Annotated in this window: 27 protein-coding genes; 16 read left to right on the forward strand and 11 right to left on the reverse strand. The window is 35.9% G+C overall.

The genetic code is table 11. From position 1 onward, the window contains the following. Window positions 1–4 precede the first annotated feature (4 nt). The 5 genes from IL45_RS07015 (at window position 5) to IL45_RS07035 (ending at window position 3250) form a co-directional block, all read left to right on the forward strand. Window positions 5–847 carry an alpha/beta fold hydrolase gene (locus IL45_RS07015; protein ID WP_036581915.1) on the forward strand — a complete coding sequence of 281 codons (843 nt, stop codon included), beginning with the start codon at window positions 5–7 and terminating at the stop codon, window positions 845–847. 54 nt (window positions 848–901) lie between these two features. Next, complete coding sequence (locus IL45_RS07020) at window positions 902–1135, forward strand: DUF7218 family protein (protein WP_036581916.1); 234 nt, start codon at window positions 902–904, stop codon at window positions 1133–1135. A 3-nt stretch (window positions 1136–1138) separates the two neighbouring features. Continuing rightward, window positions 1139–2161 (forward strand): AI-2E family transporter, encoded by a 1023-nt coding sequence (locus IL45_RS07025; RefSeq protein WP_036581918.1) that lies wholly within the window; start codon window positions 1139–1141, stop codon window positions 2159–2161. Window positions 2162–2223: 62 nt separating this feature from the next. After that, window positions 2224–2766 carry a ClpP family protease gene (locus IL45_RS07030; RefSeq protein ID WP_036581920.1) on the forward strand — a complete coding sequence of 181 codons (543 nt, stop codon included), beginning with the start codon at window positions 2224–2226 and terminating at the stop codon, window positions 2764–2766. A gap of 67 nt (window positions 2767–2833) precedes the next feature. Beyond that, window positions 2834–3250 carry a VOC family protein gene (locus IL45_RS07035; RefSeq protein ID WP_036581921.1) on the forward strand — a complete coding sequence of 139 codons (417 nt, stop codon included), beginning with the start codon at window positions 2834–2836 and terminating at the stop codon, window positions 3248–3250. On the opposite strand, the gene IL45_RS07040 is transcribed toward IL45_RS07035, so the two are convergent. The 3 genes from IL45_RS07040 to IL45_RS07050 form a co-directional block, all read right to left on the reverse strand. Further along, a complete protein-coding gene (locus IL45_RS07040; protein ID WP_036581922.1) occupies window positions 3243–4877 on the reverse strand; it encodes an amidohydrolase in 1635 nt (544 codons plus the stop codon). The two genes, IL45_RS07035 and IL45_RS07040, sit on opposite strands and share 8 nt — an antisense overlap. A gap of 108 nt (window positions 4878–4985) precedes the next feature. Then, on the reverse strand, window positions 4986–6728 hold the full coding sequence (locus IL45_RS07045; protein WP_036581923.1) for a TonB-dependent receptor: 1743 nt from the start codon (window positions 6726–6728) through the stop codon (window positions 4986–4988). An 11-nt stretch (window positions 6729–6739) separates the two neighbouring features. Beyond that, window positions 6740–9760 (reverse strand): tetratricopeptide repeat protein, encoded by a 3021-nt coding sequence (locus IL45_RS07050; RefSeq protein WP_036581924.1) that lies wholly within the window; start codon window positions 9758–9760, stop codon window positions 6740–6742. A 126-nt stretch (window positions 9761–9886) separates the two neighbouring features. On the opposite strand from IL45_RS07050, the gene IL45_RS07055 reads away from it, so the two are divergent. Genes IL45_RS07055 through IL45_RS14780 form a run of 3 tightly spaced genes read left to right on the forward strand, consistent with a single transcriptional unit; the run spans window position 9887 to window position 12262 of the window. After that, window positions 9887–10570 (forward strand): cell division ATP-binding protein FtsE, encoded by a 684-nt coding sequence (locus IL45_RS07055; RefSeq protein ID WP_036581927.1) that lies wholly within the window; start codon window positions 9887–9889, stop codon window positions 10568–10570. Window positions 10571–10580: 10 nt separating this feature from the next. Further along, window positions 10581–11324, forward strand: a complete 744-nt coding sequence (locus IL45_RS07060) for a glycosyltransferase family 2 protein (RefSeq protein ID WP_051788685.1) — start codon at window positions 10581–10583, stop codon at window positions 11322–11324. Then, window positions 11321–12262 (forward strand): glycosyltransferase family 2 protein, encoded by a 942-nt coding sequence (locus IL45_RS14780; protein WP_051788686.1) that lies wholly within the window; start codon window positions 11321–11323, stop codon window positions 12260–12262. The genes IL45_RS07060 and IL45_RS14780 overlap by 4 nt, the downstream gene beginning before the upstream one ends. Here the strand turns inward: IL45_RS14780 and IL45_RS07070 are convergent. Next, complete coding sequence (locus tag IL45_RS07070) at window positions 12248–12643, reverse strand: sugar 3,4-ketoisomerase (protein ID WP_036581930.1); 396 nt, start codon at window positions 12641–12643, stop codon at window positions 12248–12250. The genes IL45_RS14780 and IL45_RS07070 overlap by 15 nt on opposite strands. Window positions 12644–12656: 13 nt before the next feature. Next, window positions 12657–13502 carry a glycosyltransferase family 2 protein gene (locus tag IL45_RS07075; RefSeq protein WP_146128675.1) on the reverse strand — a complete coding sequence of 282 codons (846 nt, stop codon included), beginning with the start codon at window positions 13500–13502 and terminating at the stop codon, window positions 12657–12659. Window positions 13503–13532: 30 nt separating this feature from the next. Here IL45_RS07075 and IL45_RS07080 point away from each other — a divergent pair, with 30 nt between their 5' ends. After that, entirely contained in the window at window positions 13533–14672 is a 1140-nt protein-coding gene (locus tag IL45_RS07080; protein WP_036581934.1) for a glycosyltransferase, read from the forward strand. A gap of 24 nt (window positions 14673–14696) precedes the next feature. On the opposite strand, the gene IL45_RS07085 is transcribed toward IL45_RS07080, so the two are convergent. The 4 genes from IL45_RS07085 to recR form a co-directional block, all read right to left on the reverse strand. After that, entirely contained in the window at window positions 14697–14981 is a 285-nt protein-coding gene (locus tag IL45_RS07085) for a hypothetical protein (protein ID WP_036581936.1), read from the reverse strand. 131 nt (window positions 14982–15112) lie between these two features. Further along, window positions 15113–16432 (reverse strand): dihydrolipoamide acetyltransferase family protein, encoded by a 1320-nt coding sequence (locus tag IL45_RS07090; protein WP_036581939.1) that lies wholly within the window; start codon window positions 16430–16432, stop codon window positions 15113–15115. A gap of 102 nt (window positions 16433–16534) precedes the next feature. After that, window positions 16535–17644: a glycosyltransferase family 2 protein gene (locus tag IL45_RS07095; RefSeq protein WP_036581941.1), complete on the reverse strand. Its 1110-nt coding sequence runs from the start codon at window positions 17642–17644 to the stop codon at window positions 16535–16537. 2 nt (window positions 17645–17646) lie between these two features. Then, the gene (gene recR / locus IL45_RS07100) at window positions 17647–18264 is read right to left on the reverse strand and encodes a recombination mediator RecR (protein WP_036581944.1); all 618 of its coding nucleotides are present in this window, start codon (window positions 18262–18264) and stop codon (window positions 17647–17649) included. A gap of 216 nt (window positions 18265–18480) precedes the next feature. On the opposite strand from recR, the gene IL45_RS07105 reads away from it, so the two are divergent. Further along, window positions 18481–19932: a sodium:solute symporter gene (locus IL45_RS07105; RefSeq protein WP_036581946.1), complete on the forward strand. Its 1452-nt coding sequence runs from the start codon at window positions 18481–18483 to the stop codon at window positions 19930–19932. Here IL45_RS07105 and IL45_RS07110 read toward each other — a convergent pair. Continuing rightward, window positions 19929–20291: a CoA-binding protein gene (locus IL45_RS07110; protein WP_036581948.1), complete on the reverse strand. Its 363-nt coding sequence runs from the start codon at window positions 20289–20291 to the stop codon at window positions 19929–19931. The genes IL45_RS07105 and IL45_RS07110 overlap by 4 nt on opposite strands. A gap of 226 nt (window positions 20292–20517) precedes the next feature. Then, complete coding sequence (locus tag IL45_RS07115) at window positions 20518–21525, reverse strand: 3-oxoacyl-ACP synthase III family protein (protein WP_036581951.1); 1008 nt, start codon at window positions 21523–21525, stop codon at window positions 20518–20520. Between the two features lie 75 nt (window positions 21526–21600). Here IL45_RS07115 and IL45_RS07120 point away from each other — a divergent pair, with 75 nt between their 5' ends. From IL45_RS07120 to IL45_RS07145, 6 genes are all read left to right on the forward strand, one after another. Next, window positions 21601–22206 carry an alpha-ketoglutarate-dependent dioxygenase AlkB family protein gene (locus IL45_RS07120; protein ID WP_036581954.1) on the forward strand — a complete coding sequence of 202 codons (606 nt, stop codon included), beginning with the start codon at window positions 21601–21603 and terminating at the stop codon, window positions 22204–22206. 72 nt (window positions 22207–22278) lie between these two features. Then, window positions 22279–22575, forward strand: a complete 297-nt coding sequence (locus tag IL45_RS07125) for a TIGR03643 family protein (RefSeq protein WP_106200866.1) — start codon at window positions 22279–22281, stop codon at window positions 22573–22575. Between the two features lie 162 nt (window positions 22576–22737). Continuing rightward, window positions 22738–22992, forward strand: a complete 255-nt coding sequence (locus IL45_RS07130; RefSeq protein WP_036581956.1) for an autorepressor SdpR family transcription factor — start codon at window positions 22738–22740, stop codon at window positions 22990–22992. Between the two features lie 5 nt (window positions 22993–22997). Further along, a complete protein-coding gene (locus IL45_RS07135) occupies window positions 22998–23651 on the forward strand; it encodes an SdpI family protein (RefSeq protein WP_036581958.1) in 654 nt (217 codons plus the stop codon). A 2-nt stretch (window positions 23652–23653) separates the two neighbouring features. Then, window positions 23654–24604, forward strand: a complete 951-nt coding sequence (locus IL45_RS07140) for an alpha/beta hydrolase family protein (RefSeq protein ID WP_036581960.1) — start codon at window positions 23654–23656, stop codon at window positions 24602–24604. A gap of 90 nt (window positions 24605–24694) precedes the next feature. Beyond that, a complete protein-coding gene (locus tag IL45_RS07145) occupies window positions 24695–26023 on the forward strand; it encodes a DUF819 family protein (protein ID WP_036581963.1) in 1329 nt (442 codons plus the stop codon). Window positions 26024–26052: the final 29 nt, after the last annotated feature.

A 26052-nucleotide genomic window follows, 5' to 3' on the forward strand; every position in this document is an offset into this window, starting at 1 on the left:
TTTCATGAAACAATTATTACAAAAAGCCATACCTAAACTGTATGGCTTTTATTTTAACATCATTAGCCTATTCTCTAAGAAAAAGGCAGCACAATTAGCTCTAGAAGTTTTCAGTACTCCACGTAGAGGTCGTATTCTAGAACATCAAGCTACATTTTTAAACACGGCACGTCAACAGCGCATCACGTCTGAAGATTGTCTCTATATGCTTTATCATTGGAAAGGTAATGGTCCTACTGTCTTATTAAACCATGGATGGGAATCAAACGCTTTTAGATGGAAATATTTATTTGATGATTTAAAGAAATTAGATTTAAACATTATTGCTGTAGATGGACCTGCTCATGGTAATTCTAGCGGCAAATTATTCACCGCTATTAAGTACTCAAAGGTTATCAAATCTACCATTGAATTGTATGAACCAGAAATAATCATTTCTCATAGTGTAGGCGCGATGGCGACCATTTATAATGAATACCACCATCCTTCTCCTAGTCTTAAAAAATTAATTTTATTAGGTGGCCCTAACTCACTAGAGACAATTATGCAAGACTATCAAAAGCTACTCAGTTTCAATAACCGTGTTTATAATGGGTTAAACGCAACGCTAAAAGAGAAATTTGGTTATGAAATAGAGAAATTTAATGCGGCAGATTTTGCAGTAAATATAGAGGCTGACACATTATTATTACATGCTCAACAAGACGCAATAGTTCCTTGCTCAGCGAGTAAAGCTATTGCAGGACGCATGAAAAATGCTACCTATATTGAGACACAAACAGGTGGCCATAGTTTGCATACTGAAGAAAACACTAAGCACATTCTTGATTTCTTATCAAAAGCTTAATTAGAGTCATTTTAACAGAGTTATTATTGAGATTGAATTATCTTAAAAATAAAAATGGATTCAATTAAGAATAGAGATCAGTATGAAGCCTTGCGTGACCAAGGTTACTCTAAAGAAAAAGCGGCTCGCATTGCTAATACTAAAAAAGCTGGTGAAAAAGGCGGTAAAGCTAGTAACTATGAGTCTAGAACAAAAGATGAACTCTACCAGAAAGCTAAGGAAATAGACATAGATGGTAGGTCCAATATGAATAAACAAGAACTTATAGACGCCTTGCGTAATAACTAACCTATGTCTCGTCAAATCCCTACGATTAAAATACGTCAGATATTTATTCTGATTGTGATAATGTACATCCTTTACCTTATTGGTAAAGAGCTAGCACCATACCTAGGTGGTTTGCTAGGTGCGATTACTTTATACGTGCTATTAGAACCAGTGCAAAAATGGTTAGAAGCAAAAAAATGGAAACCGTCTGTAGCCTCTTCACTTCTTATCGCATTTTCCTTTGTAATCATATTACTACCTATAGTAGGTATAGGTTTAATGATGAGTTCAAAGGTAAAGACCGCTATTGATAATAGTACTCAAATCACAGAAACCATAAAGTCAAAAGTGGCAGAAACAGAGAATCTTATAGGAGTGAATGTGTCTGAAAACATCAATACTGAAGAAGTCAGCAGTTGGGTTTCTAGTAATGTTCAAAATCTTGCCAACTCTAGCCTTGCCGTTTCCATTTCTATAGGGATCATGTTTTTCTTATTATACTTCATGCTGGTGGATCGTAAAAAATGGCTTGAAGCAGCATTAGTATATATGCCATTAAAAGAAAAGAATTTAAAAATCATTGGTAAAGAAAGTATCGACTTAGTAAAATCTAACGCTATAGGCATACCGCTAGTGGCGTTATTACAAGGTATAGTCGCACTGATTGGTTACTTCATTTTTGGAGTTGAAAATCCGTTTTTCTGGTTTGTAATTACAGTTATAGGAAGTATGATACCTTTTGTAGGAACAGCATTGGGTATCTTACCAGTGACTATATTATTATTTTCTCAAGGAGAAACTGCAGCGGCAATCGGTATATTAATATACGGCGTGATTGTCGTAGGCTCTACAGACAACCTGTTCAGACTCGTTGTTCAAAAAAGACTCGCAGATGTACATCCTTTGGTAACATTAATAGGTGTCGTTGTAGGCGTGCCTTTATTTGGATTCATAGGTTTAATTTTTGGACCACTTTTGGTTAGCTTATTTTTGCTACTTCTAAAAATTTATAAAAACGAATACGGTAAAGAAGGTGAGACCATATAGTCTTGTTAAATCGGTAATTATTTTTTTTAGATTCCTTATTTTTAACACTTAAATAAAATTGAATGAGCAAAACATCTAAACTTCAAGATAAGATAGATAATGTCCATATAGAACAACGTAAAATTTTTATATGGGGAATGGTTAATGATCAAACTGCAAAGCATTGTGTAGATAGATTACTTTATCTAGATTCAGTAAGCCATGAAGAAATTACATTTGTCATCAATAGCCCAGGTGGTTATGTGACTTCAGGTTTCTCCATTTATGATACGATGCAGCAAATTAAAAGTCCAGTAAGCACGGTATGCTCTGGTCTTGCCGCATCTATGGGATCTCTTTTACTTTCTGGAGGAGAAAAAGGACGCCGTTTTATTCAAAAGCACGGTCGTGTTATGATACACCAGCCTAGTGGTGGAGCACGTGGAACAAGTGCAGATATAGAAATCACAGCTGCCGAAATTCTTAAAACTAAAGAACTAAGCGCCCACATTCTTGCAGACAATTGTGGCCAAACATTTGAAAAGGTAATGAAAGACTTTAATCGTGATTACTGGATGGGAGCAGATGAAGCTGTTGCATATGGTATTGTAGATGGAATCGTTTAATAAAACATTTCAAGATATTTTAAAAAGCCACCTTATATTTAGGGTGGCTTTTTAAATTTATGCTATTATGAAATTAACACCTTTCCACCTTGCTATTCCTGTTAAGGAAATCACCACTACCCGTGCATTTTATCGCGATACTTTAGGTTGTGAAGAAGGACGTAGTTCAGACCATTGGGTAGATTTTAATTTCTTCGGTCATCAACTCGTGATTCATATTTCTGACAATGCTCCTGTAAATGCAACAAATGCCGTAGATGGAAAAGCTGTGCCAGTTCCTCATTTTGGTGTGGTGCTAGAGTGGGATGTTTTTCACGCTTTCGCGAAAGCGGTTCAAGAAAAAGGCATCGAGTTCATCATAGAACCATACATAAGATTTGAAGGATTGCCAGGTGAGCAAGCCACTATGTTCTTTAAAGACCCTAGTGGCAATGCATTAGAATTCAAAGCGTTCAAGGATATGAGTCAGGTATTTGCTACTTAGACTCATAAACCTGTTCTCCATTTATGAAGGTTGACTTTACAGTTGCCTGATGTAATTGAGTTACTGGAATCTCCATGATATTATCATTCAATATCACAAAGTCTGCGGCTTTTCCTGGCTCTAGACTTCCTTTTTCTGTTTCTTCAAAATTGAAATAAGCCGCCCAAATAGTCATACCTCTTAAGGCATCTTCTCTACTTAAGGCTTGTTCTGGTAAAAAGCCACCTTCTGGATAACCACTCGTATCTTGACGAGCTACGGCAGCATAAAATGTCAAAAACGGATTTACTTGCTCCACTGGATAATCTGTTCCTAGTGCGATTCTTTTAGATTGCTTGAGCAATGTTTGATAAGCATAAGCTCCTTTGATACGGTCTGCTCCTACTCGATCTTGTGCCCAGTACATATCACTGGTCGCATGTGTAGGCTGTACAGATGGCAGAATATTCTCTTCATCAAAAAGATTGAAATCTGCAGAGTCAACGATTTGAGCATGTTCAATTCTCCAGCGTCTGTCGGTTTTATCTTTTAATAATTCTTGGTAGGTTTTTAAAACCACGTAGTTAGCGCTATCACCTATGGCATGCGTGTTCATTTGGTATTCTGTTGCTGCTATACGAGCTGCGGTTTCTTTAATGGTAGCGATAGGACTAAGTAGCGCTCCATAATGATCGTGTCTGTCAGAATATGGCTCTTTCATCGCTGCACCACGACTTCCCAAAGCACCATCTGCATAAAACTTAACAGATCTTACATTTAAACGATCTGTTTTTATGATTCCTTTATTGAGGTAATAATCTAGATTCTTTGGCGTGTTGCTAATCATCGCATACATCTTAACTTTTAAATCTCCAGCTTGTTGTAAACTGTCTATTAACTCTATAGTTTCTCTATATAATCCTGCATCATCTACCGTGGTTAAACCATAACTCAAATTGATGTCTTGTGCCGCCATTAACGATGCGATAGATTCTTGAGTAGTTTCTTTAGGAAAAACAGCCTCTACTAATTCCATAGGATTATCAACTAAAATCCCTGTGAGTTTGCCATCTTTAATCTCAATAGCTCCGCCAGATGCGTCTGTAGTTGTGGTTATTCCTGCTGCGTCTAGTGCGGCCTGATTTGCAATCATGGCGTGACCGTCTATACGAGTAATGGCTACTGGTGTGTCAGGAAACATTTCATTAAGCTCTTGATTTGAAGGGAATTCTTGAATTTCCCAGTCGTTTTGATCCCAACCACGACCTATGATAAAAGATTTATTTTTCTCTTTTTGGAAACTAGAGATTCTTTCTAGCACCTCATCATAGCTTTTAGTTCCTACTAGATCTACGCGTTGTAATTGCTGTCCTAATCCATAGAAATGGCAATGCCCATCTATCAATCCTGGAACGATGGCTTTTCCTTGTGCATCTATGATTTGTGTTGTGCTATAGGCTGCCATATCAGCATCAGTTCCTGTTGCGAGGACTTTGCCATCTTTTACAGCCATTGCTGTTGCCATAGAGAAGTCATTATCTACGGTATAAATTTTTGCATTGGTAATAACTAAATCGGCAGTTGCTTGCTGCTCCTTATTACAAGAAATTAAAATAATAGATAGTGCGAGTAGGTAGATTTTTTTCATGACCGAAAATTAAGCCATAGAAAACGAACAGAAATATAAAATGCTGTGAAAGTTTCACAGCATTTTATAATAAGATAATAAGTCATACACTTTCGCGAAAGCGAAATTTTAAAAATCAAACTTATATACAGCACCACCTAAAATCTGTAAATTCTGTACTGGATAATCTAGGTAGTACTGATAATTACCACCAGTAAGGTTGTGACCTCTTAAGAAAGCGGTCAACTTAGGATTAATTTTGTAATTGATATCTAGGTTCAAATCTATAAAAGAATCTAAAGTTTCAGTTGCCGTTGTGTTACCGGTTCTGAAAACATCACGTTCTCCGACGAAGTATAGCGTTGTACCGATGTTCCATTTATCATTGATATCATAGTTACCGACAATATCTGCCGTAAAGGTTGGTAACTGCGATGCTACGTTATCAAAATCGTCGCCATTAGCGACATCATAACTCATGAACTGAGTATTTAAAGTTAGATTAAATTGAGTATTTAAATCCACACTTGCAGATCCTCCAAAAGTCAATGTGTTTAAATCACCATATTGAGTCGCAAATGTATTTGCATAATTGTAGGATGGTCGCTCAACTCCGATTCCTGTAAAAATGGCATTATTATCTTTAGTATAGAAATATCTGTTTTCTTCTAAGCTATATCCTCCGTAAAGCTTGTAACCAAAATTAGAAGATAGCTTTCCTTTGATCCCTAATTGTGCATCTACTTGACGATTAGTAGGCGCTACGGTTATTGCTGGAGCGATAAATACGTTCTCATCTGCAAAATTTTGTAATGTATTCATATCTAATCCACCACCGATGACCGTATAAGCAATCACTTTTTCTTCCATCAATATATAGCTGGCATTAATATCTGGATAGACATAAAAGTTACTTTCAGAATTCTCACTGTCTGTGATATAATTTAATCGAGCTCCTAACTCTACTTTATACTTATCGCCATAAAGATTGATACTAGGATTTGCTCCGATGTTTAAATAAGAATATGCGTCTGGCGCTGGTTGCGATCCTTCTGTATCAAAAGAACCGGTTAAGTAATCTACCTCTACTCCTAATGCAATTTCTTCCTCAAGCACTTCAAATGCTAATTGTGGTTGTAATCTTACTCGAGTTTCTGAACCATCATTACCAGAACTTATATTAGAAAGCCCTACCTCAACTTTTTCTAAAACAGAATCAAAGAACTGTGCTTTACCAGACAGGCCTATCGTTAAATAAGAAGTTCCAGCATCTACCTCTATACCAGTAGGAACACTAGATAACGCTACTGGTGCTACACCATACCAGTTTGCGGTTTGATACCTACCACCAGCGGTAATTCCCCAATTTGAATCGCGGTTGCGTTTTCCATAAGATATGTCTAGAGACGTATCTGAAAAATCATCGTCAAAAGCAATGTCATCGATACCACCTTGCGATGAGTTATGATTAAAAAACACGCCTACGTCTGAGTCTCTATCTATTTCAAAATTACCTGCAAACTCTCCTAAGATGTTCACGTAATTACCAACACCTAATCGTGCATAATTATCAAAGAATTTTGCTCTTTTAGGAGCTTTGCGTCTAGACAATTTTCCTTTGGCTGGTGTAAAAGTAGATGCTACCGGCACAGAGAAAATGCTATAGGTAACTGGCTTTTTCTTAACCTTGGTCGTGTCATTTACTGATGGTGTGCTTTTAACTTTAAACGCATCACTAATGGTAGGATCATAAGGTTTTACAACCGTAATGGTTCCACCATTCAATTCACTTTCTTCTTCTACTTGTGCCTGCACATTGCTAAAAGCTATTAATGCGATGACAACTGATATATATGATTGATATAATTTCATAATGCTTCTTATTAATTTCCTGCAGGAACTACTGATGAATTTGTTTTGGCAGCGTTAGTTTTTATAGCGTCTAATTCTGCTTGAGCGCTAGCGACTACTTCTGGGTATTGAGCAAAATTACCAACGACATATTCTAGTATAGTAGTTGCATTTAATGTTTGTCCTTGTGCGTTATAACATTTACCCATAATTACTAAACCTTTTGAGGTCCATAATTTATAACCAGCATAGTTTTTAGTAAGACTTTGCACAGTAGCGATGGCAGCGTCATAATTACTTGCTTTATGTTCAAAATAAGCTTTAAAGTAAGTAGCCTCTGCCGCTAGTGTACCACTTGCATTCAATCTTACCGCTTCATAAGCTGTTTTTGCAGCAGCTTCATTTCCTGTTTTCCAACTTGAGCGAGCAATAATCACGTTTGCATCTGATCTTACATTATCACTTATAGTAACGTCTGACAACACCTTATTTGCATAACTCACAGACTGGTTATAATTTTCTTGCTCATAATATGCTTTCATCAGGTTAGATTGTGCATAAATCACATTTTGAGGAAAATCTGCTAGTTGTTCTAATTGAGTGAGCACTGGAATCGCTTTTGCATAAGCTTTATCGCCCAAGTAAATCTCACTTAAACGTGCCAAAGCTTGTTCTGTAAACTCACTGCGTTCTTTATTAATCACATATTCATAACTAGCGATAGACTCTTGTTTTTTATCTTGAGAAAACAATGCTTGTGCTAGATAAAAGTGTGCTTGTAATGCGTGTTTACCATTAGGATATTCTGCTAGATATTTTCTCATAGAACGTGTTGTTCCAGACATATCATTTTGCAGATAAGGCTGCTCTGCACTTTCATAAGCCGTATCATCCAACTCAGAATCGCTCACATCTACAAAGTCCAGTGTGCGCACCCATGCAGCATAGTCATTAGTACGGTTTTGATCCACATAAATCAATCGTGCACTACTTACCGCTTCATTTGCTTGTGGTGTACCTGGATATTTTGCTACAACATCTTTAAACACTACTAATGCATCATCTAGTTTTGAATCGTTATAAAGCTGTAACCCTTTACGCATCATCGCTTGCGAGGTGTAACTACTTTGTGGAAATTCATTAATTAATCGGTCATAGGTCTGTATACCTTTATCAACATTATTTGTATTGATGTATGTATTTCCTAATTCATACAACACGTCATCGCGATAAGCAGATTTATTGAATTTATTTAAAAAACCGTTAAGATCTTCAATCTTACGATCATTCTTACCTACAAATCCATAGGAAATAGCTTTTTGAAATGCCGCATAATCTGCATTAAAACCATTCATTGAAATGGATTTATTATAAGCCTCCATTGCTGGCCAGTATTGCTTACTTACAAAGTTTGCATCACCTATACGCAGGTAAGCATCATTCAATCTAGCTGGCTCATTATCAATACCAGATTGCTTTGTATAAGCCGTGAATGTATTGATAGCATTAGTATAATCTTTAAGTTTAAACTGCGTGTACGCTAGATCATAATTTAATAAATTATCTTCTTCAATACTATTATTCATTTTCTTCACAGCATTAAAAGCGGTAAGTGCTGCCGGAAAATCATTGAGTTCATAATAACTTTCTGCCTTCCAAAAAGTTGCTTTCTTTTTTAAATCTGCAGACTGCGCATATTGAATGGTTTTATTAAGGTTTTCAATAGATTTTTTATAATCTCCTGATTTAAATTGACTCAAACCTTCATAAAGCGCCACTTTACCATATACATCTTCATTACCAGCAATACGTCCATCTTCCATAAGGCGCAAAGCCTCTGTATAGTTTTTTGAAGAGAAGTATGAATCGATTAAGAATTCATTCATCTCTGCATTTTTATCCGTGTCTGGATATTTTTCTAGATAAGCCAGTATTACAGCAGGCACACTATCATATGGATTGCCGTATTCATAACTGATCTTAGCATAGTTGTAACTCGCATCTTGCTGGATCTGAGCGTCAAAATCCATCTCACTCGCTTTCTTAAAAGCATTCAATGCATCTTCGCTTTTATTAAGTTTAATATAGCTTTGCGCTAGATGGTAGTATGCATTTTGTGCCGTTTTATTCTCACCATCTACGATTTTATTAAAAGTCTCTACAGCCTTTTCATAATCGCCTTGTTTATAATAAGCATATCCTAGCTGATAGTAATCGTTATTATTCAACCTACCGCGCACACCTTTATATTCTTGTAAATAAGGTAGTGCTTGATCATATTTACCTTGATTAAAAAGACTTTGTCCTATAATTCTATTTAGTTCAGACTGTTCTTGCTTTGTAGATTTAGGCATTTGCTCGGTCGCTAGAGCTATTGCTTTATCAAAATTCCCCAACTTATAATTTAAATCTGCCTGATAGTAAGAAAGCTTTTCATCCTCATCAGGTGATTCTCCAGCTTCATCAAATAAATCACTAGCCTCTTGATAATCGTCGCCTTCATAAGCGATGTATCCTAAATAATATTTAGCCTGCGAGCCATATTCTGGATCATCACTAACTCGATTTAGATAAGGTTTTGCCTCTTCATACTTTTTGCTTTGTACAAGAGTATATCCAGTATTGAAATTGTATCTGTTTTTTTGCTTTCGCGAAAGCGTGCTCTCATCAACCTTTTCATACCATTTTGCTGCCTGGTTGTATTTACCATTGTCAAAATAGAAATCTGCCACATCGATAAAAGCCGTATTGCGTTTTGTAGAAGTAGGGTACTCTTCAACGAAAGACTCCATAAGCGCGTCTGCATTGCGCTGGTTCAAACGCACGGCACAATTTGCGATGTAATATGCCGCATTACCTTGAATGGCATCATCTTCTACCTGATTTTTTACTTTTTCAAATAAACGTTGCGCTGCAATGTATTGCTGCTCTTGATATAAATCAATCGCCTGATTATAAGTGCGCAGGTCATCTGTAAATATTTTGGACTGTTGTGCGTTAACCTCTATAAAAGAAGTAGCAGCCAGCAACAGAGTAAGCACGATTTTTTTCATAACGGGTTATGTTATTTATAGGAAAGTAAAGTTAAAATCTTACGATACTATAACGTCATAAAGTCTGTTTAATTATTCATAATCTTATTCACAGCATTGTGTAACTTTACAGCAAAACCTATACTTATGTCAGACCACGTTTTATCATTGAACCATGTAGACATCTACCAGCAAGAAAATCTGATACTTAAGGACGTCAACTTGAGTATTAAGAAAGGTGAGTTTGTCTATCTTATAGGTAAAACAGGTAGTGGTAAAAGTTCTTTAATGAAGACACTTTATGGCGATATACCACTTAAAAAGGGCGAAGGAACCATAGTAGAACACAATCTATCGACCTTAAAAGAGCGTGACATACCGTATTTAAGACGTAAACTAGGTGTGGTTTTTCAAGATTTTAAACTCTTAACTGATCGTACAATTAAGGACAATCTCAAATTTGTTTTAAAAGCCACTGGCTGGAAGAAAAAGGCAGAGATGGAAGAGAAAATTGATCAAGTACTGGATAAAGTAGGTATGAAAACGACCGGATTTAAATATCCGCACGAGCTATCTGGTGGAGAACAACAACGCATTGCCATTGCAAGAGCACTTTTAAATGACCCAGAACTTATCATTGCAGACGAGCCTACAGGAAACCTAGACCCACAAACTAGTGTCGAGATTATGGAAGTATTACAACAAATCAATAAAAATGGAAATACCATTCTTATGGCGACACATGATTATGCATTGCTATTGAAATATCCGTCAAAAACTTTAAAATGCGATGGTGGCGAAGTATTTGAAGTAGTTCAAAAAACACTATAAGTTCATACAGATGCAAGAAGTTCGCCCATTTTTTAGCATCATTATACCAACATATAACGCGTCTTCAACTCTTGCTACAGCTATAGACAGTATTCTTTCTCAAACCTTTACTAGTTTTGAAATTATAATCATGGACGGCGAGTCCAGCGATACTACTGTACAGATTGCCAAGTCTTTTTTGAATCTTGACCATTCTATTTCTATCACCTCGCAATCAGATGATGGAATTTATGATGCTATGAATAATGGAATTAAAAAGGCACGTGGCCTATATCTTTATTTTTTGGGCGCAGACGATTATCTTATCGACACTACAGTTCTAGCAGACATTCACCAGCAATTCATCTTAACCAGTACAGATGTTATATATGGTAATGTACATAGCCCATCATTAGGCTCTAGCTATATGGGTAAATGCGACGATCAATTGATATTTCACAAAAACATTGCACATCAATCGATCTTTTTTCACAGAAGAGTTTTTGAACTCACTGGCTATTTTAATTTAAAATATAGAACTCACGCAGACTGGGCTCATAACATCAATTGGTTTTTTAATTCTGAAATAACAAATCAGTATTTCAACAGAGTTATTGCACATTATGCAGATGGTGGATACAGTTCTAGAACAAATGATCATTACTTTAGAAAAGACTTGTTTTCAATTTATTATCTTAACGCAATAAATAGAAACAGTAAATTAAAAGTTATTTTTAATATAACGAAAGGATTGTTTTCAAGAATAACTCGATGAGTAACCCTAACATACTTGTTATTATACCTGTGTACAATAAACAGGCTACTATTGAACGTGCTATAAATTCAGTTTTAGAACAAACTGTTTCTTGTGATTTACTAGTTATAGATGACGGTTCTACAGACTATAGCGCATCAGTTGTTGAAAAATTCAACAATCCTAGACTATCCTATATATCACAACCTAATCATGGTGTGAGTTTTACTAGAAATAGAGGAATTAAAACAGCTATTAAAAAAGGTTATGATTTTGTGGCTTTTCTAGACGCAGATGATTACTGGTTGGATAATCACATGGAGCAAATAGAACAGCTGATTGAAAAATTTCCTGAAGCTTCTGTATTTGCAAATAACTATCACCTTAAAATAGGTGAATCGCGATGGAACCGAACTAAATTCAGCAACCTTAAAGATCAAGAATCTCAAATAGTGAAACCTTTTTTTAAGGCAAACTACCTCAACTCTATTTTAAGCTCTTCTAGTTACTGCATGCGTTTAATAGGAAACGATCCTATTTATTACAATGAAGAACTGACGCATACTGAGGACACTGATTTTTTAATAAAAGTCGGATTAACAAAAACTGTTGCTTTTAATAATAAAGCTACTGTAATTATTGACAAACAAGCAGATAACAGATCTGATGCTGTACACATTCTTAAAAGAACGGTAACCAACTTTGACTGTTATGAAGAAAACTATGGAGCCGTTGAAGGATTAAAAAAATATCTAGACATTAATAGGTTCTCAATAGCAGTAAATTATAGAATGTACGGCCTTATAGAAAGAGCTGTATATTATCAAAGAAAAATCGACTTGGACCATCTATCATGTAAACAACAACAGTTATTAAAAATGAGTCGTTTGCAACTTAAAGCACTTCACAAGACCAAAAAAATTCTTGAAGTAATTGGGTTAGATTTAAGAACTGGCTAAGTCTTTAAATTCATTATAGTCTCTGATGTAGTCATCTTCACTAAACTCCATAGAAGCAACAACCATACATACAGAGCCACTAGAGAAATTCTCTAATTCGCGCCAAACCATGGTAGGTATTAACAGACCTTTATCTGGCTTATTAAGCGTGACAGTTTTTTGCTCATTACCATCATCTAGGACTACATCAAAGCTACCACTTAACGCTACAATAAGCTGTCTCAACTCTTTATGCGCATGACCACCACGTTGTGATGAGCTAGGAACATCATATAAATAGTAGACGCGTTCCATTTTAAAAGGAATGGTATCACCTTCTATGACCGCAAGATTTCCTCTTGGGTCTGTAATTTTAGGAATATCAATAATTTTTACATCCATGTGGTAAATATAACTATAAGTCTGGATGACCTATACGATGACCTTCAAAACCAGTCAAGTAATCATTCATGCCGTGATTAAAAACCATGTATTTATCATATAAATTGCGCCAACCTTTCACATAGCCTTTACGCCACAAGAAAAATACATATTTAAACTGCTTCATTTGTGCTGTCCATAGATTTTCTCTAGCCGCTAGTGCTCCACGTGCATAAATCACTCGATTATTTACTGGTTCATCACTGCTGGTATGAGCATCATGTATAACAATGGTTTGTGGTACAAATTGAACTCTTAGATTCTTATCAATAGTATCAGTCAAGAATACATAATTCTCACTATCTCCAAATTGAGCACCTAATCCAAATCTTGTGTCAAATTGAATTGAACTCTCATGAATAGATTCTCTTTTAAAAGTTATTTCTGGAGAAAGCACATTTTCTACTTGCTTACGCGAAAGCGTTTCTTCAACAACAGCATAGTTTCTAAAAAGTAAATCTTTCCTTATCGCTGTCCGAAAAGTAATTATCTCGTGTTCACAATGGTTATGAGCTGCAATAACTTTGTCAACAGCATTATCCATAAGAACACAGTCATCATCTAATATCCAACAAATAGCAGTAGAAGCTTTTTCAATAGCAAGGTTGCGACTGCGAGAAAGACCAAAACTGTGATCATTAATAACCAGAATGTTGTCGTATTCTGAGCTAAGGTTTGCGGTTTTAGACTGATTAACAACAATAAGGTGATACTTAATCTCACTTACCTTACATTGAAACATAGCCTCAAGAAAAGACAGATCGCTCCTATTCATCGTTGCGATAAGGATTTGTAAATCTTGATTAGTGTATGAATTCAACAGTGTATCTTTACGTCAAAGATAACTTTTATGCGCATTTTGCTCATAGGCGAGTACAGTGGTTTTCACAATTCTCTTAAATATGGACTTCAACAATTAGGTCACGAGGTAACCCTTGTGGGCGATGGTGATGGTTTTAAAAAATTTCCTGTAGACATAGAAGTAGGTAGTGATTACTTTAGAAGAGACTGGTTAAGAGAAAAAGTTAAAGTAGCCTGGTGGAAACTCACCGGTCATAATCTAGAGGATAATATCCGTTTAGCACGCTTCCGCGAAAGCGAGCATCTTATGAAAGGTTATGATATCGTTCAATTTATCAATTCAAACGCGCTGGGTTGTGAACCACCGATCGAGTGGCAAATGATTGATTATCTTCTTAAAAATAATAACAAAGCTTTTTTAGTAGCTTGTGGAGATGACTATCCATATGCACAGTTTCTAACCGAAAAACATCAAGGCTACAGTATACTGACACCATATCTAGAAGACACTTCTCTAAAAAACCAATATCTCCATACTTTTAAATACCTTAAAAAAGGATATCGAGAGAATTATGATCGATTATTAAGCAAGTGCAGAGCCATCATACCATCTCATACTGATTTTCAAATGGCATTAAGTGACGAGTCTAAATGTGCTCATATGATTCCCAGTGCAGTGATTATGGAGCAACTTGAATTGCATCAAAATCATATCGCGCAACCTATAGAAATTTTTATGGGAATTAATAGAGGTAACTATTTTAAAAAAGGGATTCCTTATTTTGAAAAAGCTCTTGATATTTTAAAATCTAAATATGGCCAAAAAGTAAACATCACTATTGCCGAAAATTTGCCTTATGATGAATATATCAAATCCTATCGAAAAAGTCACATCTTACTAGATCAAGCCCTTAGTTATGATCAAGGTTATAATGCACTAGAAGCTATGGCACAAGGTAAAGTTGTTTTTGCAGGAGCTGGGACGCCATTTTTAAAGGCTTATGAACTTGAAAAGGCTCCACTTATAGATGCAAAACCAGATGTTAATTATCTAGTGCAAGAACTATCTAACCTCATCGAACATCCTGATGAAATTTTTAAATTAGGTAAAGAAGCTAGAGAATTTGTAGAGAGACATCATAATGCTATTGACACTGCTAGAAAGTATCAGGCTTTATATATCGCTTAAAAAAGAAATCCAAAAATAACTGGATTATCTATTCTTCCACTGGATATCGATACCATTAAAATCTGTCGCAGCTTGTTCTTTTGCCTGTTTAGAAATCATAAATTCGAATTCTAAGACCACTTCTAGACCATCATCTAGATAGAACAACATGGTTTCTTCGCCTTCATAATCACAGATAACAACAGCGTGAATTTCATGAACATTGAAATATTCGTCCTTCACTTCTTGTGGCTCTACAAACTCAAAATAATGCAGTACCCTAGCACCTTTAAAGTAATCGATTTGCTGTAAGTAGATATCTTTTTCCATGTGACAAAGGTAAGGTGTTTTTAAGTAATTGTTTATGAATCATGAGTTATGAAACCTAAGTAAATTGAAAAACCGCTTCAGAATACTGAAGCGGTTTTTCTATAAAAATATGATAAAGTAATTATTTAATTCTAGATCTCACGTTTATCATCAAATCCTTCTAATAATTGCGCTACTCGTTGAACAAACTGTCCACCTAGCGCTCCATTGACTACTCTGTGATCATAACTGTGTGATAAGAACATCTTCATACGTATTCCTATAAAATCACCTTGTGGTGTTTCTACAACCGCAGGAACTTTTCTGATTGCTCCTAGCGCAAGAATACCTACTTGCGGTTGATTGATAATAGGAGTTCCTAATACAGATCCAAAAGTACCGACATTAGTAACTGTATAAGTTCCACCTTGTGTATCATCTGGTTTTAACTTACCATCTCTAGATCTTCTAGCCAGGTCATTTACAGCCTTTGCCATTCCCATAAGATTTAATTGATCAGCATTTTTAATAACTGGTACAATTAAATTACCATCTGGTAGAGCAGCTGCCATACCTAGATTAATATTCTTGCGCTTGATAATGTTATCACCATCTACCGCTATGTTCATCATTGGGAATTCCTTGAGCGCCTTAGCAACGGCTTCCATAAAAATAGGTGTGAACGTCAGGTTTTCTCCTTCTCTTTTTGCAAAGGCGTCTTTATGTTTCTTTCTCCAGTTCCAGATATTAGTAACATCACATTCAATAAAACTTTGAACATGAGCACTAGTTTGAACTGATGCAATCATGTGATGAGAAATAAGTTTTCCCATACGCGTCATTTCAATTATCTCATCACCACCGTTTACACTAACTGGCGCCGCTGGTTTTTGAACTGGCGCACTGGCTGGCGCAGTTGTTTTAGCTTGTGGTGCAGCAGCGGTAGTTGTTTTACCAGCTTTCTTATCTGCTACGTAACTAAGTATATCATTTTTAGTCACACGACCATTACTACCAGTACCTTTTATAGACTCTAGTTCTTGCAAAGAAATATTTTCTTCTTTGGCAATGTTTTTAACTAATGGAGAATAAAAACTATCTGAATCAGTATAATCTACTGGTGCAGCAGTTTCCATACCTTTTTCTACCTGTGCACTTGCTGTCTCAACAGTTGTCGCTGCTGGCGCAGTAGTTTCTGTTGCAGCTGGTGCTGGTGCAGATGCGTTATCGCCATCTGTCTCAATAATAGCTATCGTCTGGCCTACTTGAACTACATCATCTACTTGAAAGAGTACTTCTACAAGCGTTCCATCCACTTCACTAGGGACTTCACTATCTACCTTATCTGTTGCGATTTCAAGAATGGCCTCATCAGCCTCTATCGTGTCACCTACATTTTTAAGCCATGAAGTAATTGTAGCCTCAGCCACAGACTCACCCATTTTAGGTAATTTAAGTTCAAATTTTGCCATATCGTATAGTAACTATATCGTTTTCTTAGAAGTTGCAAAAGTAAGAATTCTAAAGAAAGAAAAGCACAATTTATCTCGCGTTAGGACTATTTTAAGTTTCAGCTAATCAAGTATCAGCTCTTTAACCTCTCCACGAGAAGAACTACTATCACTTCCTATAATCAAATTACGTTTAAAATTTAAGAAACGATAGGTATATTGTGAGGATATATTGCCGGCCATAAAGTTGATTATTTCATCAAAGGATAGTGTGGCCGTATCCCAGATAAATTGTGTTTGAGAATTCCACTTAAGATCAGACAACTGCTTATAAGTAGCTACCTTATCACAAAGACCTATTTGAAGCTTATTATCATTGGTAACCAAAACTCTATATGAGTTACTTGTACTTACAACGCTTTCATTTTCAATAGATTTTGTAGCAATAATACCTTTTAAAGCCAAATCTACCAATGCTTTTTCAATTTTAGACTTCTTAAAATGTTTATTGTAAAACAGCCCCATGGCACCATAAAAACGCTCTAAGTATTTTCTATCCTTTACAGTACTTTCGCCTTTAAAATGTATGACTTTAAGCTTGCCTAAATAATAATTCTGATAGCCATGTTGTAACGCAGTGTAACTTAGATCAATGTCCTCACCATACATAAAATACATTGGGTCAAAACCACCTAATTCTTCAAAAACCAACTTTTTACAAACCATCATTGCTCCTACTAAGACTTCAACCTCACCATTATCATCTTTTTGTAAATGGCTAGCATAATATTTAGAATCATTACCTAAAATCTTTTGTCTAGCTATTTGTGGAGTTGGGACGTTGCGCTTGCTTTCTGGCAGGTAGGTTCCGGTACCATCTATAAGCTGTGTAGTAGTAAATGCTATTTGTGGATTCGCTTTCGCGAAAGCGAGAACCTCATCAAACACAGTTTCTCCAACAACCGTATCGGGATTAAGAATGCATAGGTAATCACCTTGCGCGTGTTGCACTCCAATATTATTACCTTTTGAAAACCCTAGATTTTCATGATTTGTAATCAACTTAACTTGTGGAAAATTGTGTTGCAACATCTCAACACTGTGATCTGTAGAGTCGTTATCAACCACAATTACCTCTGCATCAATATTGTTGACCGCTTTTAGAACACTATATAAACACTGCTCTAGAAAAGCTGCAGCATTATAATTAAGTATGATAATGGATAAATCCAAATTTAGTTTTTTAGCGAGTTTTCATAAGGAACACGGTGTAAGATACTGCGCCCCAAAGTAACCTCATCTGCAAATTCTAGTTCATCTCCTACAGCGATTCCTCTTGCTATGGTAGATGTGTTCACCTCTAAACCATTGAGCTGTTTAAATATATAAAAATTAGTCGTGTCACCTTCTATAGTTGGACTGAGCGCAAAAATTAGTTCTTGAACTCCATCATTCTGAATGCGTTGTATCAAAGACTTAATATTTAAATCTTGTGGACCTATACCGTCCATCGGGCTTATTTTTCCACCAAGAACATGGTATAAACCTCTATACTGGCTGGTATTTTCTATCGCCATTACATCGCGTATATCTTCTACCACACAAACGATGGTTTTATCTCTATTATGACTGGCACATATCTCACAGATATCGACATCACTTACATTATGACAGTTTTTACAAAATTTTAAATCATGACGCATATTAGTAAGCGCTTGTGATAAAACGTCTGTCTGATTTGCGGGCTGTCGCATTAAATGTAATACTAATCGCAAGGCCGTGCGCTTACCTATACCTGGTAATTGCGAGACTTGATTAACAGCTTCTTCTAATATTTTTGAGGAAAAATTCATGTGCTACAAATATAAGAGATGTGTTATTAGCGATAAGTCTTGTGTGGTAAGGAATTGATCAATTTTAATTTACCCATGAAACGCATCCTATTTAGATATTAAAAAAGTAGTTATTAAATACACCTATAAATAAAACCAGCAATATCACTAAATCACTAAAGCGTTTGTCTCTAAAATTAAAAATTCTATCAGTATTTTAGCATTAAAATTCAATCTGTGTCTTCTACTCAAATTCTTATAACCATTGCGGTATACTTTGCCGTGCTTATTTTGATTTCTTTCATTGTAGGTCGTAAAGGCGATAGCGCTACATTTTTTAGAGGTAATCGCAGCTCGCCGTGGTATGTAGTAGCTTTTGGGATGATAGGCGCTTCATTAAGTGGTGTGACTTTTATATCTGTGCCTGGCGCGGTAGAACTGGGCGCAATGAATTATTTTCAAGTGGTGCTGGGCTATATATTAGGCTATGTGGTTATAGGATTAGTACTGTTACCACTGTACTATCGGATGAACCTAACTTCTATTTATAGTTATTTGAACGACCGTTATGGAAGTGCAGCACAATACACAGGTTCTAGTTTCTTTTTATTATCTAGAGTCGTAGGTGCGAGTTTCCGCCTTTACTTAATTGCTGGAGTTTTACAGGATTTTGTTTTTGAAAGTATGGGAATTCAGTTCTGGCAAACGGTTACATTAACGGTTATACTTATATGGCTATATACGTTCAAATCTGGAATCAAAACGATTGTCTGGACTGATACATTGCAAACTCTCTTTATGCTTATTGCTGTAGGAGTTGCCATCTATTTTGTGTCGGACGGACTAGGTTTAAATGGAATAGGAGAAATCACCTCTTTTATAGGTGATAGTGAGATGTCACAAATATTCTTTTGGGATGACTGGAAAAGCGGTCAACATTTTGTCAAACAATTTATGGCTGGTGCCTTTATCGCTATAGTTATGACAGGACTGGACCAGGACATGATGCAAAAGAACTTAACCTGCCGTAGTTTAAAAGAGGCACAAAAGAACATGTTTTGGTTTACCATCGTATTGACCTTTGTCAATCTGATCTTTTTAGGATTAGGAGTTCTATTGACAGAGTATGCTTTATCAACTGGAATAGATGCTCACAAAGACGCCTTATTCCCTACAATCGCATTACAGACCAAAATGGGAATAGGTCTAGGCCTCGTATTTATATTAGGTTTAATTGCTGCAGCTTATTCTAGCGCAGACAGTGCACTTACATCACTTACCACTTCATTTTCTGTCGACATCTTAAAAATAGAAGAACGCTATGAAGTAAAAAAGCAAAACCTACTGCGCAAATTGATACATGTAAGTTTTTCAGTAATTCTTATTCTAGTTATTGTGAGTTTTGAATACCTGATAAAAGATGATAGCGTTATTAATAAGCTGTTCACATTTGCAGGTTATACTTATGGCCCATTACTGGGGTTATTCTCTTTCGGAATCTTGACGAGACTCAAAGTACATCATATCGCAACGCCATTTATAGCTATAGCATCACCATTTATAGCCTATATATTAAGTTGGCTAGCTCTTGAAATGTTCGGGTTTGAATTTGGCTTTTTTATCTTGCTACTTAATGGAGCAGTGACGTTTATTGGACTACTAACTGCATCCTTATTTACAAAAAACTAATATTGTCCTGTACCTAAAAGTACTAAGGTACAAGCTACCTCAGATGCAATACCAGCTTGATTTAATTTCTCATAGAACTCTGGATTCTCAGTTCCTGGATTAAATATAACGCGTTGAGGCTTTAAACTTATGATGTAATCATAATACTGAGGTTGACGTTGTGCATTAAGGTATAGTGTTACCGTATCAACACCTATAAATGGCAATAGTTCTTTATGAATTTTTACATCGTCCACCATACCTGTGCGCATACCTATGGCCACAGTCTCAATATTAAACTTGCGCAATCTATAGATAGCGATATTTGAATAACGTTCTTCTTTAAGTGACGCTCCTAGTACTAATGTTTTTTTAGACATATTTTAAGATAATTGCTGTAACAATAATACAAATGTATCGTCTTTTAGATGAAGAGGTTGATTACCCTTTGATTTATTTGATTAAGATTGAATTTTATGAAAAAGAAAAGTTCAAGATAACAATCGTATGATTCATAATTAATGGTTAGTGTTATTATACGATTTAGAAAACCCGAGCTTGCAGGCTCGGGTTTTTGATTTTATAAAATAAGCGGTCGTAATTATTTTACCATTTGATCACAGCACTAGCCCATGTAAATCCACTACCAAAGGCTGCTAATACAACCGTATCACCTTCCTTAACCTTACCTTCTTCCCATGCCTCACATAAAGCGATAGGAATGGAAGCCGCAGTGGTATTACCATATCTCTGGATGTTATTGTAAACCTGATCGTCTGATAACTGAAATTTCTTTTGAATAAATTGAGAAATACGCAAGTTCGCTTGGTGTGGAACTAGCATATCAATATCACTCACCTCAAGATTGTTTGCCTTTAAACCTTCCATAATCACCTCGCTAAAACGTACAACTGCATTTTTAAACACAAACTGACCGTTCATATATGGATAGTAAGGAATATCCTCTTGCGGATTTTCTTCAATTAATTGAGGTACCCAATGGTTAGTAGATGGACCTTTGAGCGATAACTCCAGCGCATGTTTACCTTCACTATGTAAATGTGTAGAAAGAATTCCGTGACCTTCCACTTCACTTCTTGAAAGAACTGCAGCTCCTGCACCATCACCAAAAATCACTGACACAGATCTACCACGAGTCGTAAAATCTAATCCACCGCTATGATTCTCTGATCCTATCACGAGTACATTTTTATACATACCGGTTTTAATAAATTGATCTGCAACTGACAGAGCATATACAAAACCACTACACTGGTTGCGCACATCTATCGCCGGACAGGTATGAATACCCATCAATTCTTGAACTTGTACACCACAACCAGGGAAATAATAATCTGGCGATAAGGTGGCAAACACGATCATATCGATGTCATCTTTCGAGATCTTAGCACGTTCTAATGCCATTTCTGCAGCTTTAACACCCATCACAGCAGTAGAATTTCCGTCACCTTTTTTAATATGACGTCTTTCCTTAATACCAGTGCGTTCCTGAATCCACGCGTCGTTAGTATCCATTAATTTGGAAAGGTCATCGTTAGTAACTATATTTTCTGGGACATATTTTCCCATTCCGGTAATGCGAGAAGTATACATATTTATCTTTGTAAGGGTCGCAAGATAAGACCTACTCTACATAAGGTACTAGAAGTTTTCCTTAATTTAATATGCATGCATAACAATTTGTTCCCATCAGATTTTCCGGATATACCAGATGCTCAAGTGCATTATGATGGTAACTTTTACGCTTTCGCGGAAGCGCAACAACTACTATCCAAACTACTTAACGAAACACCATGGAGACAAAATAAGATTACGGTTTATGGTAAAGAACACGACGAACCTAGACTAACGCAACTCTATGGCGATCCAGGAATAAAATATGGATACAGCAATATCTCTTATGATGCCTTACCATGGACTACCACATTACAAAAAATCAAAGAAGATGTTGAAAAAGCTACAGGCGCAACTTTTAATATATGTCTAATCAACAGGTATAGAGATGGACAAGACTCCAACGGCTGGCACGCAGATAATGAAAAAGAACTAGGCATTAATCCCATAATTGCTTCTATAAGTCTAGGTCAAGAAAGGTTTTTTCATTTAAAACATCATCATAATAAAGACTGGAAATTTAAATTCCCACTACAACATGGTAGCTTATTAGTTATGGCAGGTCAAACACAACATACCTATAAACATCAAATTGCCAAAACGAAAAGACTTATTGATGAACGCATCAACCTTACTTTTAGAAAGATCGTTCAACCATAGTTTAGATAAGTATTAACGTTAAGAAAAATCTAGTGATTGTAAATTAGTAATCTAGTTTACGACAACTTACTTATGGCAAGAGCAAAAGATATTTTAAAAGACCTAGATGAAAGAGCAATAGACCGTATTATAGAAATGGGCTGGGAAGATCGTACACCTTTTGATGCTATCGAGGCACAGTTTGGTGTTACAGAAAGTCAAGTCATTAAAATCATGCGCAACCAGATGAAGGAAAGTAGTTTCCGTATGTGGCGAGCACGAGTGCAAGGTCGATCTACAAAACATGTCGCACAACGTGATCCAGAAATGGACCGTTTCCGCTGCTCTAGACAACGTCATATATCAAATAATAAAGTATCAAAACGATAATTATAATTCTTTTATAAGGAGCTAAAGGAGCAAACTAAGTTTGCTCCTTTTTTTATGGCTATTATTTTCAATTAGATTGTTTTCTTAAAAATCATCAAATAATTTGTAACAAATTAGTTTTATTACATACTTATTTAGAAATTTGTCTAAATACCTAATTAAGTGAATAGCCTTTTTAAAGCCTTAAATGATCATACCAGAAGAGCGATTCTTGAGCTTCTCAAAGAAAACGACCTCAACGCTGGAGAAATAGCAAATCATTTTGATATTTCTAAACCCAGTATATCGCATCATCTCGATTTATTAAAGCAAGCTGGTTTAGTAACGGCTATAAAAAATGGGCAGTACATCACCTACTCTATTAACACTATAGTTATGGATGAGTTAGTTCAATGGATTATGAAACTTAAAGACTAAAAAAAATGAGAAATTCATCTTTACAAGAAACGGTTATTATCATCCTTACACTGATTCCCTTTATCTATCTAGGACTGGTTTATAGCGATTTACCAGACACCTTACCTATGCATTGGAATGCACAAGGTGAAGTGGACCGTATGGGTAACAAAAGAGAACTATGGTTAATTCCTATCTTACTTACTGGTTTGATGTATGTTATTTTAAAATATGTACCTAAACTAGATCCAAAAGGTCAAATTAAAAAAATGGGTAATAAATTTGGCCATTTAAGAGTTGCTATAACTATATTTCAGACAGCACTTGCGGTAGGTATTATATATATGTCTACCACTTATAAGGACGGTGATACCAGTTCACCTACGTGGATTTTTATGCTCATCGGACTATTATTTATAGTTTTAGGGAATTACATGCCAGCTATGAAACCTAACTATTTTGTAGGCATAAGAACACCATGGACACTTGAAAATGAGAATGTATGGCGCAAGACACATCGTGTAGGTGCTATTTTATTTATTACATCTGGCATTATAATACTGATCACGTCATTGCTATTTGATATGCAAATCGCTTTCTATGCAACCATTGGCACAGCATTTGCCATAGTAGCATGGACCTTTATTTATAGTTACACACTTTATAAAAAACTACAGTAATCATGAAAAAAATAATCATTTTATTCGCACTACTTCCTCTAATGGGTTTTTCACAAAACCTATTTGATAAAGGCAATAAAGAAGTAGAAAAAGATCCTACAGAATTAAACATTACAGAAAATGTTCAAGGAACACTATGGTTACCTGATGGAGAGTCTAATCCACCTCTAGTGATTATGTTAACTGGTAGTGGTCCTAATGATAGAGATGGTAATAGTGTAATGACTAAAAACGATAGTCATAAACAACTTGCACTAGCCTTGAAAAAAGAAGGTATTGCTACCTATCGATATGACAAGCGAGTAGTAACACAAATGAAAAAGAAAAAAGTAGATCCTAATACTAGCTTTGACGATTTTATCACTGATGCACGTGATGTCGTTGCATATTTTGAGAAAGACAAACGCTTTTCAAAGATTTACATCGCCGGTCATAGTCAAGGTTCATTAGTAGGCATGCTAGCCATTAATAAAAATATTGACGGATTTATATCACTAGCTGGTGCTGGAGAAGTTATTGATAACGTCATTGTCTCTCAAATAGCAGCACAAAGTCCCGGACTGGACACCATCGCGAGAACTACTTTTGATAAAATGCGTGCTCAAGAAGAAATTGTAGAAGATGTAAATCCTTATTTGATGCAATTACAAGGTCCGCAAATGCAACCTTTTATGGAGTCCTGGATGGCGTATGATCCAGCAATAGAAATCGCAAAATTAAAAACACCTGTTTTGATTATTAATGGAGATCGCGATTTTCAAGTATCTATAGAACAGGCAAAAATGCTACATACTGCAGCACCTTCTAGTCAATTAGAAATCATAGAAGGACTGAACCATGTACTTAAAAAAGTAGGTAGCGATGATATAGAAGCTGCCAAAAGTTATACCGATGTAAATTTCCCAATTCATCCTGTTTTAATAGAAAAAATGGTCGCCTTTATAAAGGAATAATTTCTTAATAATTACGCTTCCGCGAAAGCGTGATTTCAACCACACAATATATATAAAGTCGTATTTTGCAATCATTCAAAATACGACTTTATGATTTTTCAAGAGATAGTAGAAAAGGCCATCGACACAACTCCTTTCATCACTAAGGACACCATCGTTTTTGGTTTATTGATGATATGTCTCGCATTGGTATTTTATTCTTCTTCTTTAAAAAAAGGCTTTTGGGCTGGATTTTATAAAATTGTTCCGGCTTTACTAATGTGCTATTTATTACCATCTATCTTAAGCTCGCTGGGAATTATTGCTCCAGAATGGACTACTATAGCTGAGGATGGTACGGTTATCGAGAATAGCTCATCTTTATATTACATGGCGTCGCGTTACTTATTACCAGCAGCACTAGTGTTGATGACCTTATCTATAGACTTAAAGGCCGTATTTAATCTAGGACCTAAGGCACTTGTAATGTTTCTTACAGGAACGGTAGGAATTGTTATAGGTGGACCAATCGCTATTTTAATTATAGGTTCCTTTTCTCCGGAGACAGTCGGTGGCGAAGGTTTTGACGCAGTATGGCGCGGACTTTCTACTCTTGCTGGAAGTTGGATAGGTGGTGGTGCAAATCAGACAGCCATGCTTGAAGTTTATGAGTTTAATCAAGCAAAGTATGGCGGTATGGTACTGGTTGATATAGTGGTGGCTAACTTGTGGATGGGAATTCTTCTTTTTGGGATAGGGAAAGCTGTAAAAATAGATCGATGGTTTGGTGCGGACAGTCGTGCGATAGAAGATCTTAAAAAACGAGTATCCGATTATACAGCAAGTGTAAAACGAGAAGCTACTTTTACGGATACAATGGTAATGTTAGGAATCGGTTTTGGAGCTGTCGCCATAGCTCATTTTGGAGCAAATTATCTATCTGATTTAACAAGTAACATCGATGGAATTTCTGATAATATTTATTTAAGCTTTTTAACCAGTCAATTTTTCTGGATGATATCTATTGCTACATTGATAGGTATCATATTATCCTTTACACCAGCAAAGAGTTATGAAGGCACTGGTGCTAGTAGTATAGGAAGTATTTTTATTTATGTGCTAGTAGCAACGATAGGAATGAAAATGGACTTGACACAAATTGTAGAAAACCCATTATTAATTTTAGTAGGTATAGTATGGATGGCTATCCATGCTGGATTATTAATCCTTATGGCTAAGCTGATTAAAGCTCCCTATTTTTTCCTTGCGGTAGGATCACAGGCAAATGTAGGTGGCGCCGCAAGTGCTCCTATAGTTGCGGCCGAATTTCATCCTTCACTGACTAGTGTCGGTGTATTACTAGCAGTATTTGGTTATGTTGTAGGTACTATAGGTGCTCTTACCTGTACGATTCTAATGCAAATTGTAGCGACATCTTAAAGATTTTTAGAATAACAATTTCAAATGAC

Origin of the sequence: Nonlabens ulvanivorans (genome assembly GCF_000732625.1) — a bacterium.
GTDB classification, from domain to species: domain Bacteria; phylum Bacteroidota; class Bacteroidia; order Flavobacteriales; family Flavobacteriaceae; genus Nonlabens; species Nonlabens ulvanivorans.

Coding starts and splice junctions, on each gene's coding strand:
- IL45_RS07015 (WP_036581915.1), top strand. CDS start 5: ATGAAACAATTATTACAAAAAGCCATACCTAAACTGTATGGCTTTTAT.
- IL45_RS07020 (WP_036581916.1), top strand. CDS start 902: ATGGATTCAATTAAGAATAGAGATCAGTATGAAGCCTTGCGTGACCAA.
- IL45_RS07025 (WP_036581918.1), top strand. CDS start 1,139: ATGTCTCGTCAAATCCCTACGATTAAAATACGTCAGATATTTATTCTG.
- IL45_RS07030 (WP_036581920.1), top strand. CDS start 2,224: ATGAGCAAAACATCTAAACTTCAAGATAAGATAGATAATGTCCATATA.
- IL45_RS07035 (WP_036581921.1), top strand. CDS start 2,834: ATGAAATTAACACCTTTCCACCTTGCTATTCCTGTTAAGGAAATCACC.
- IL45_RS07040 (WP_036581922.1), bottom strand. CDS start 4,877: ATGAAAAAAATCTACCTACTCGCACTATCTATTATTTTAATTTCTTGT.
- IL45_RS07045 (WP_036581923.1), bottom strand. CDS start 6,728: ATGAAATTATATCAATCATATATATCAGTTGTCATCGCATTAATAGCT.
- IL45_RS07050 (WP_036581924.1), bottom strand. CDS start 9,760: ATGAAAAAAATCGTGCTTACTCTGTTGCTGGCTGCTACTTCTTTTATA.
- IL45_RS07055 (WP_036581927.1), top strand. CDS start 9,887: ATGTCAGACCACGTTTTATCATTGAACCATGTAGACATCTACCAGCAA.
- IL45_RS07060 (WP_051788685.1), top strand. CDS start 10,581: ATGCAAGAAGTTCGCCCATTTTTTAGCATCATTATACCAACATATAAC.
- IL45_RS14780 (WP_051788686.1), top strand. CDS start 11,321: ATGAGTAACCCTAACATACTTGTTATTATACCTGTGTACAATAAACAG.
- IL45_RS07070 (WP_036581930.1), bottom strand. CDS start 12,643: ATGGATGTAAAAATTATTGATATTCCTAAAATTACAGACCCAAGAGGA.
- IL45_RS07080 (WP_036581934.1), top strand. CDS start 13,533: ATGCGCATTTTGCTCATAGGCGAGTACAGTGGTTTTCACAATTCTCTT.
- IL45_RS07085 (WP_036581936.1), bottom strand. CDS start 14,981: ATGGAAAAAGATATCTACTTACAGCAAATCGATTACTTTAAAGGTGCT.
- IL45_RS07090 (WP_036581939.1), bottom strand. CDS start 16,432: ATGGCAAAATTTGAACTTAAATTACCTAAAATGGGTGAGTCTGTGGCT.
- recR (WP_036581944.1), bottom strand. CDS start 18,264: ATGAATTTTTCCTCAAAAATATTAGAAGAAGCTGTTAATCAAGTCTCG.
- IL45_RS07110 (WP_036581948.1), bottom strand. CDS start 20,291: ATGTCTAAAAAAACATTAGTACTAGGAGCGTCACTTAAAGAAGAACGT.
- IL45_RS07115 (WP_036581951.1), bottom strand. CDS start 21,525: ATGTATACTTCTCGCATTACCGGAATGGGAAAATATGTCCCAGAAAAT.
- IL45_RS07120 (WP_036581954.1), top strand. CDS start 21,601: ATGCATAACAATTTGTTCCCATCAGATTTTCCGGATATACCAGATGCT.
- IL45_RS07125 (WP_106200866.1), top strand. CDS start 22,279: ATGGCAAGAGCAAAAGATATTTTAAAAGACCTAGATGAAAGAGCAATA.
- IL45_RS07135 (WP_036581958.1), top strand. CDS start 22,998: ATGAGAAATTCATCTTTACAAGAAACGGTTATTATCATCCTTACACTG.
- IL45_RS07140 (WP_036581960.1), top strand. CDS start 23,654: ATGAAAAAAATAATCATTTTATTCGCACTACTTCCTCTAATGGGTTTT.
- IL45_RS07145 (WP_036581963.1), top strand. CDS start 24,695: ATGATTTTTCAAGAGATAGTAGAAAAGGCCATCGACACAACTCCTTTC.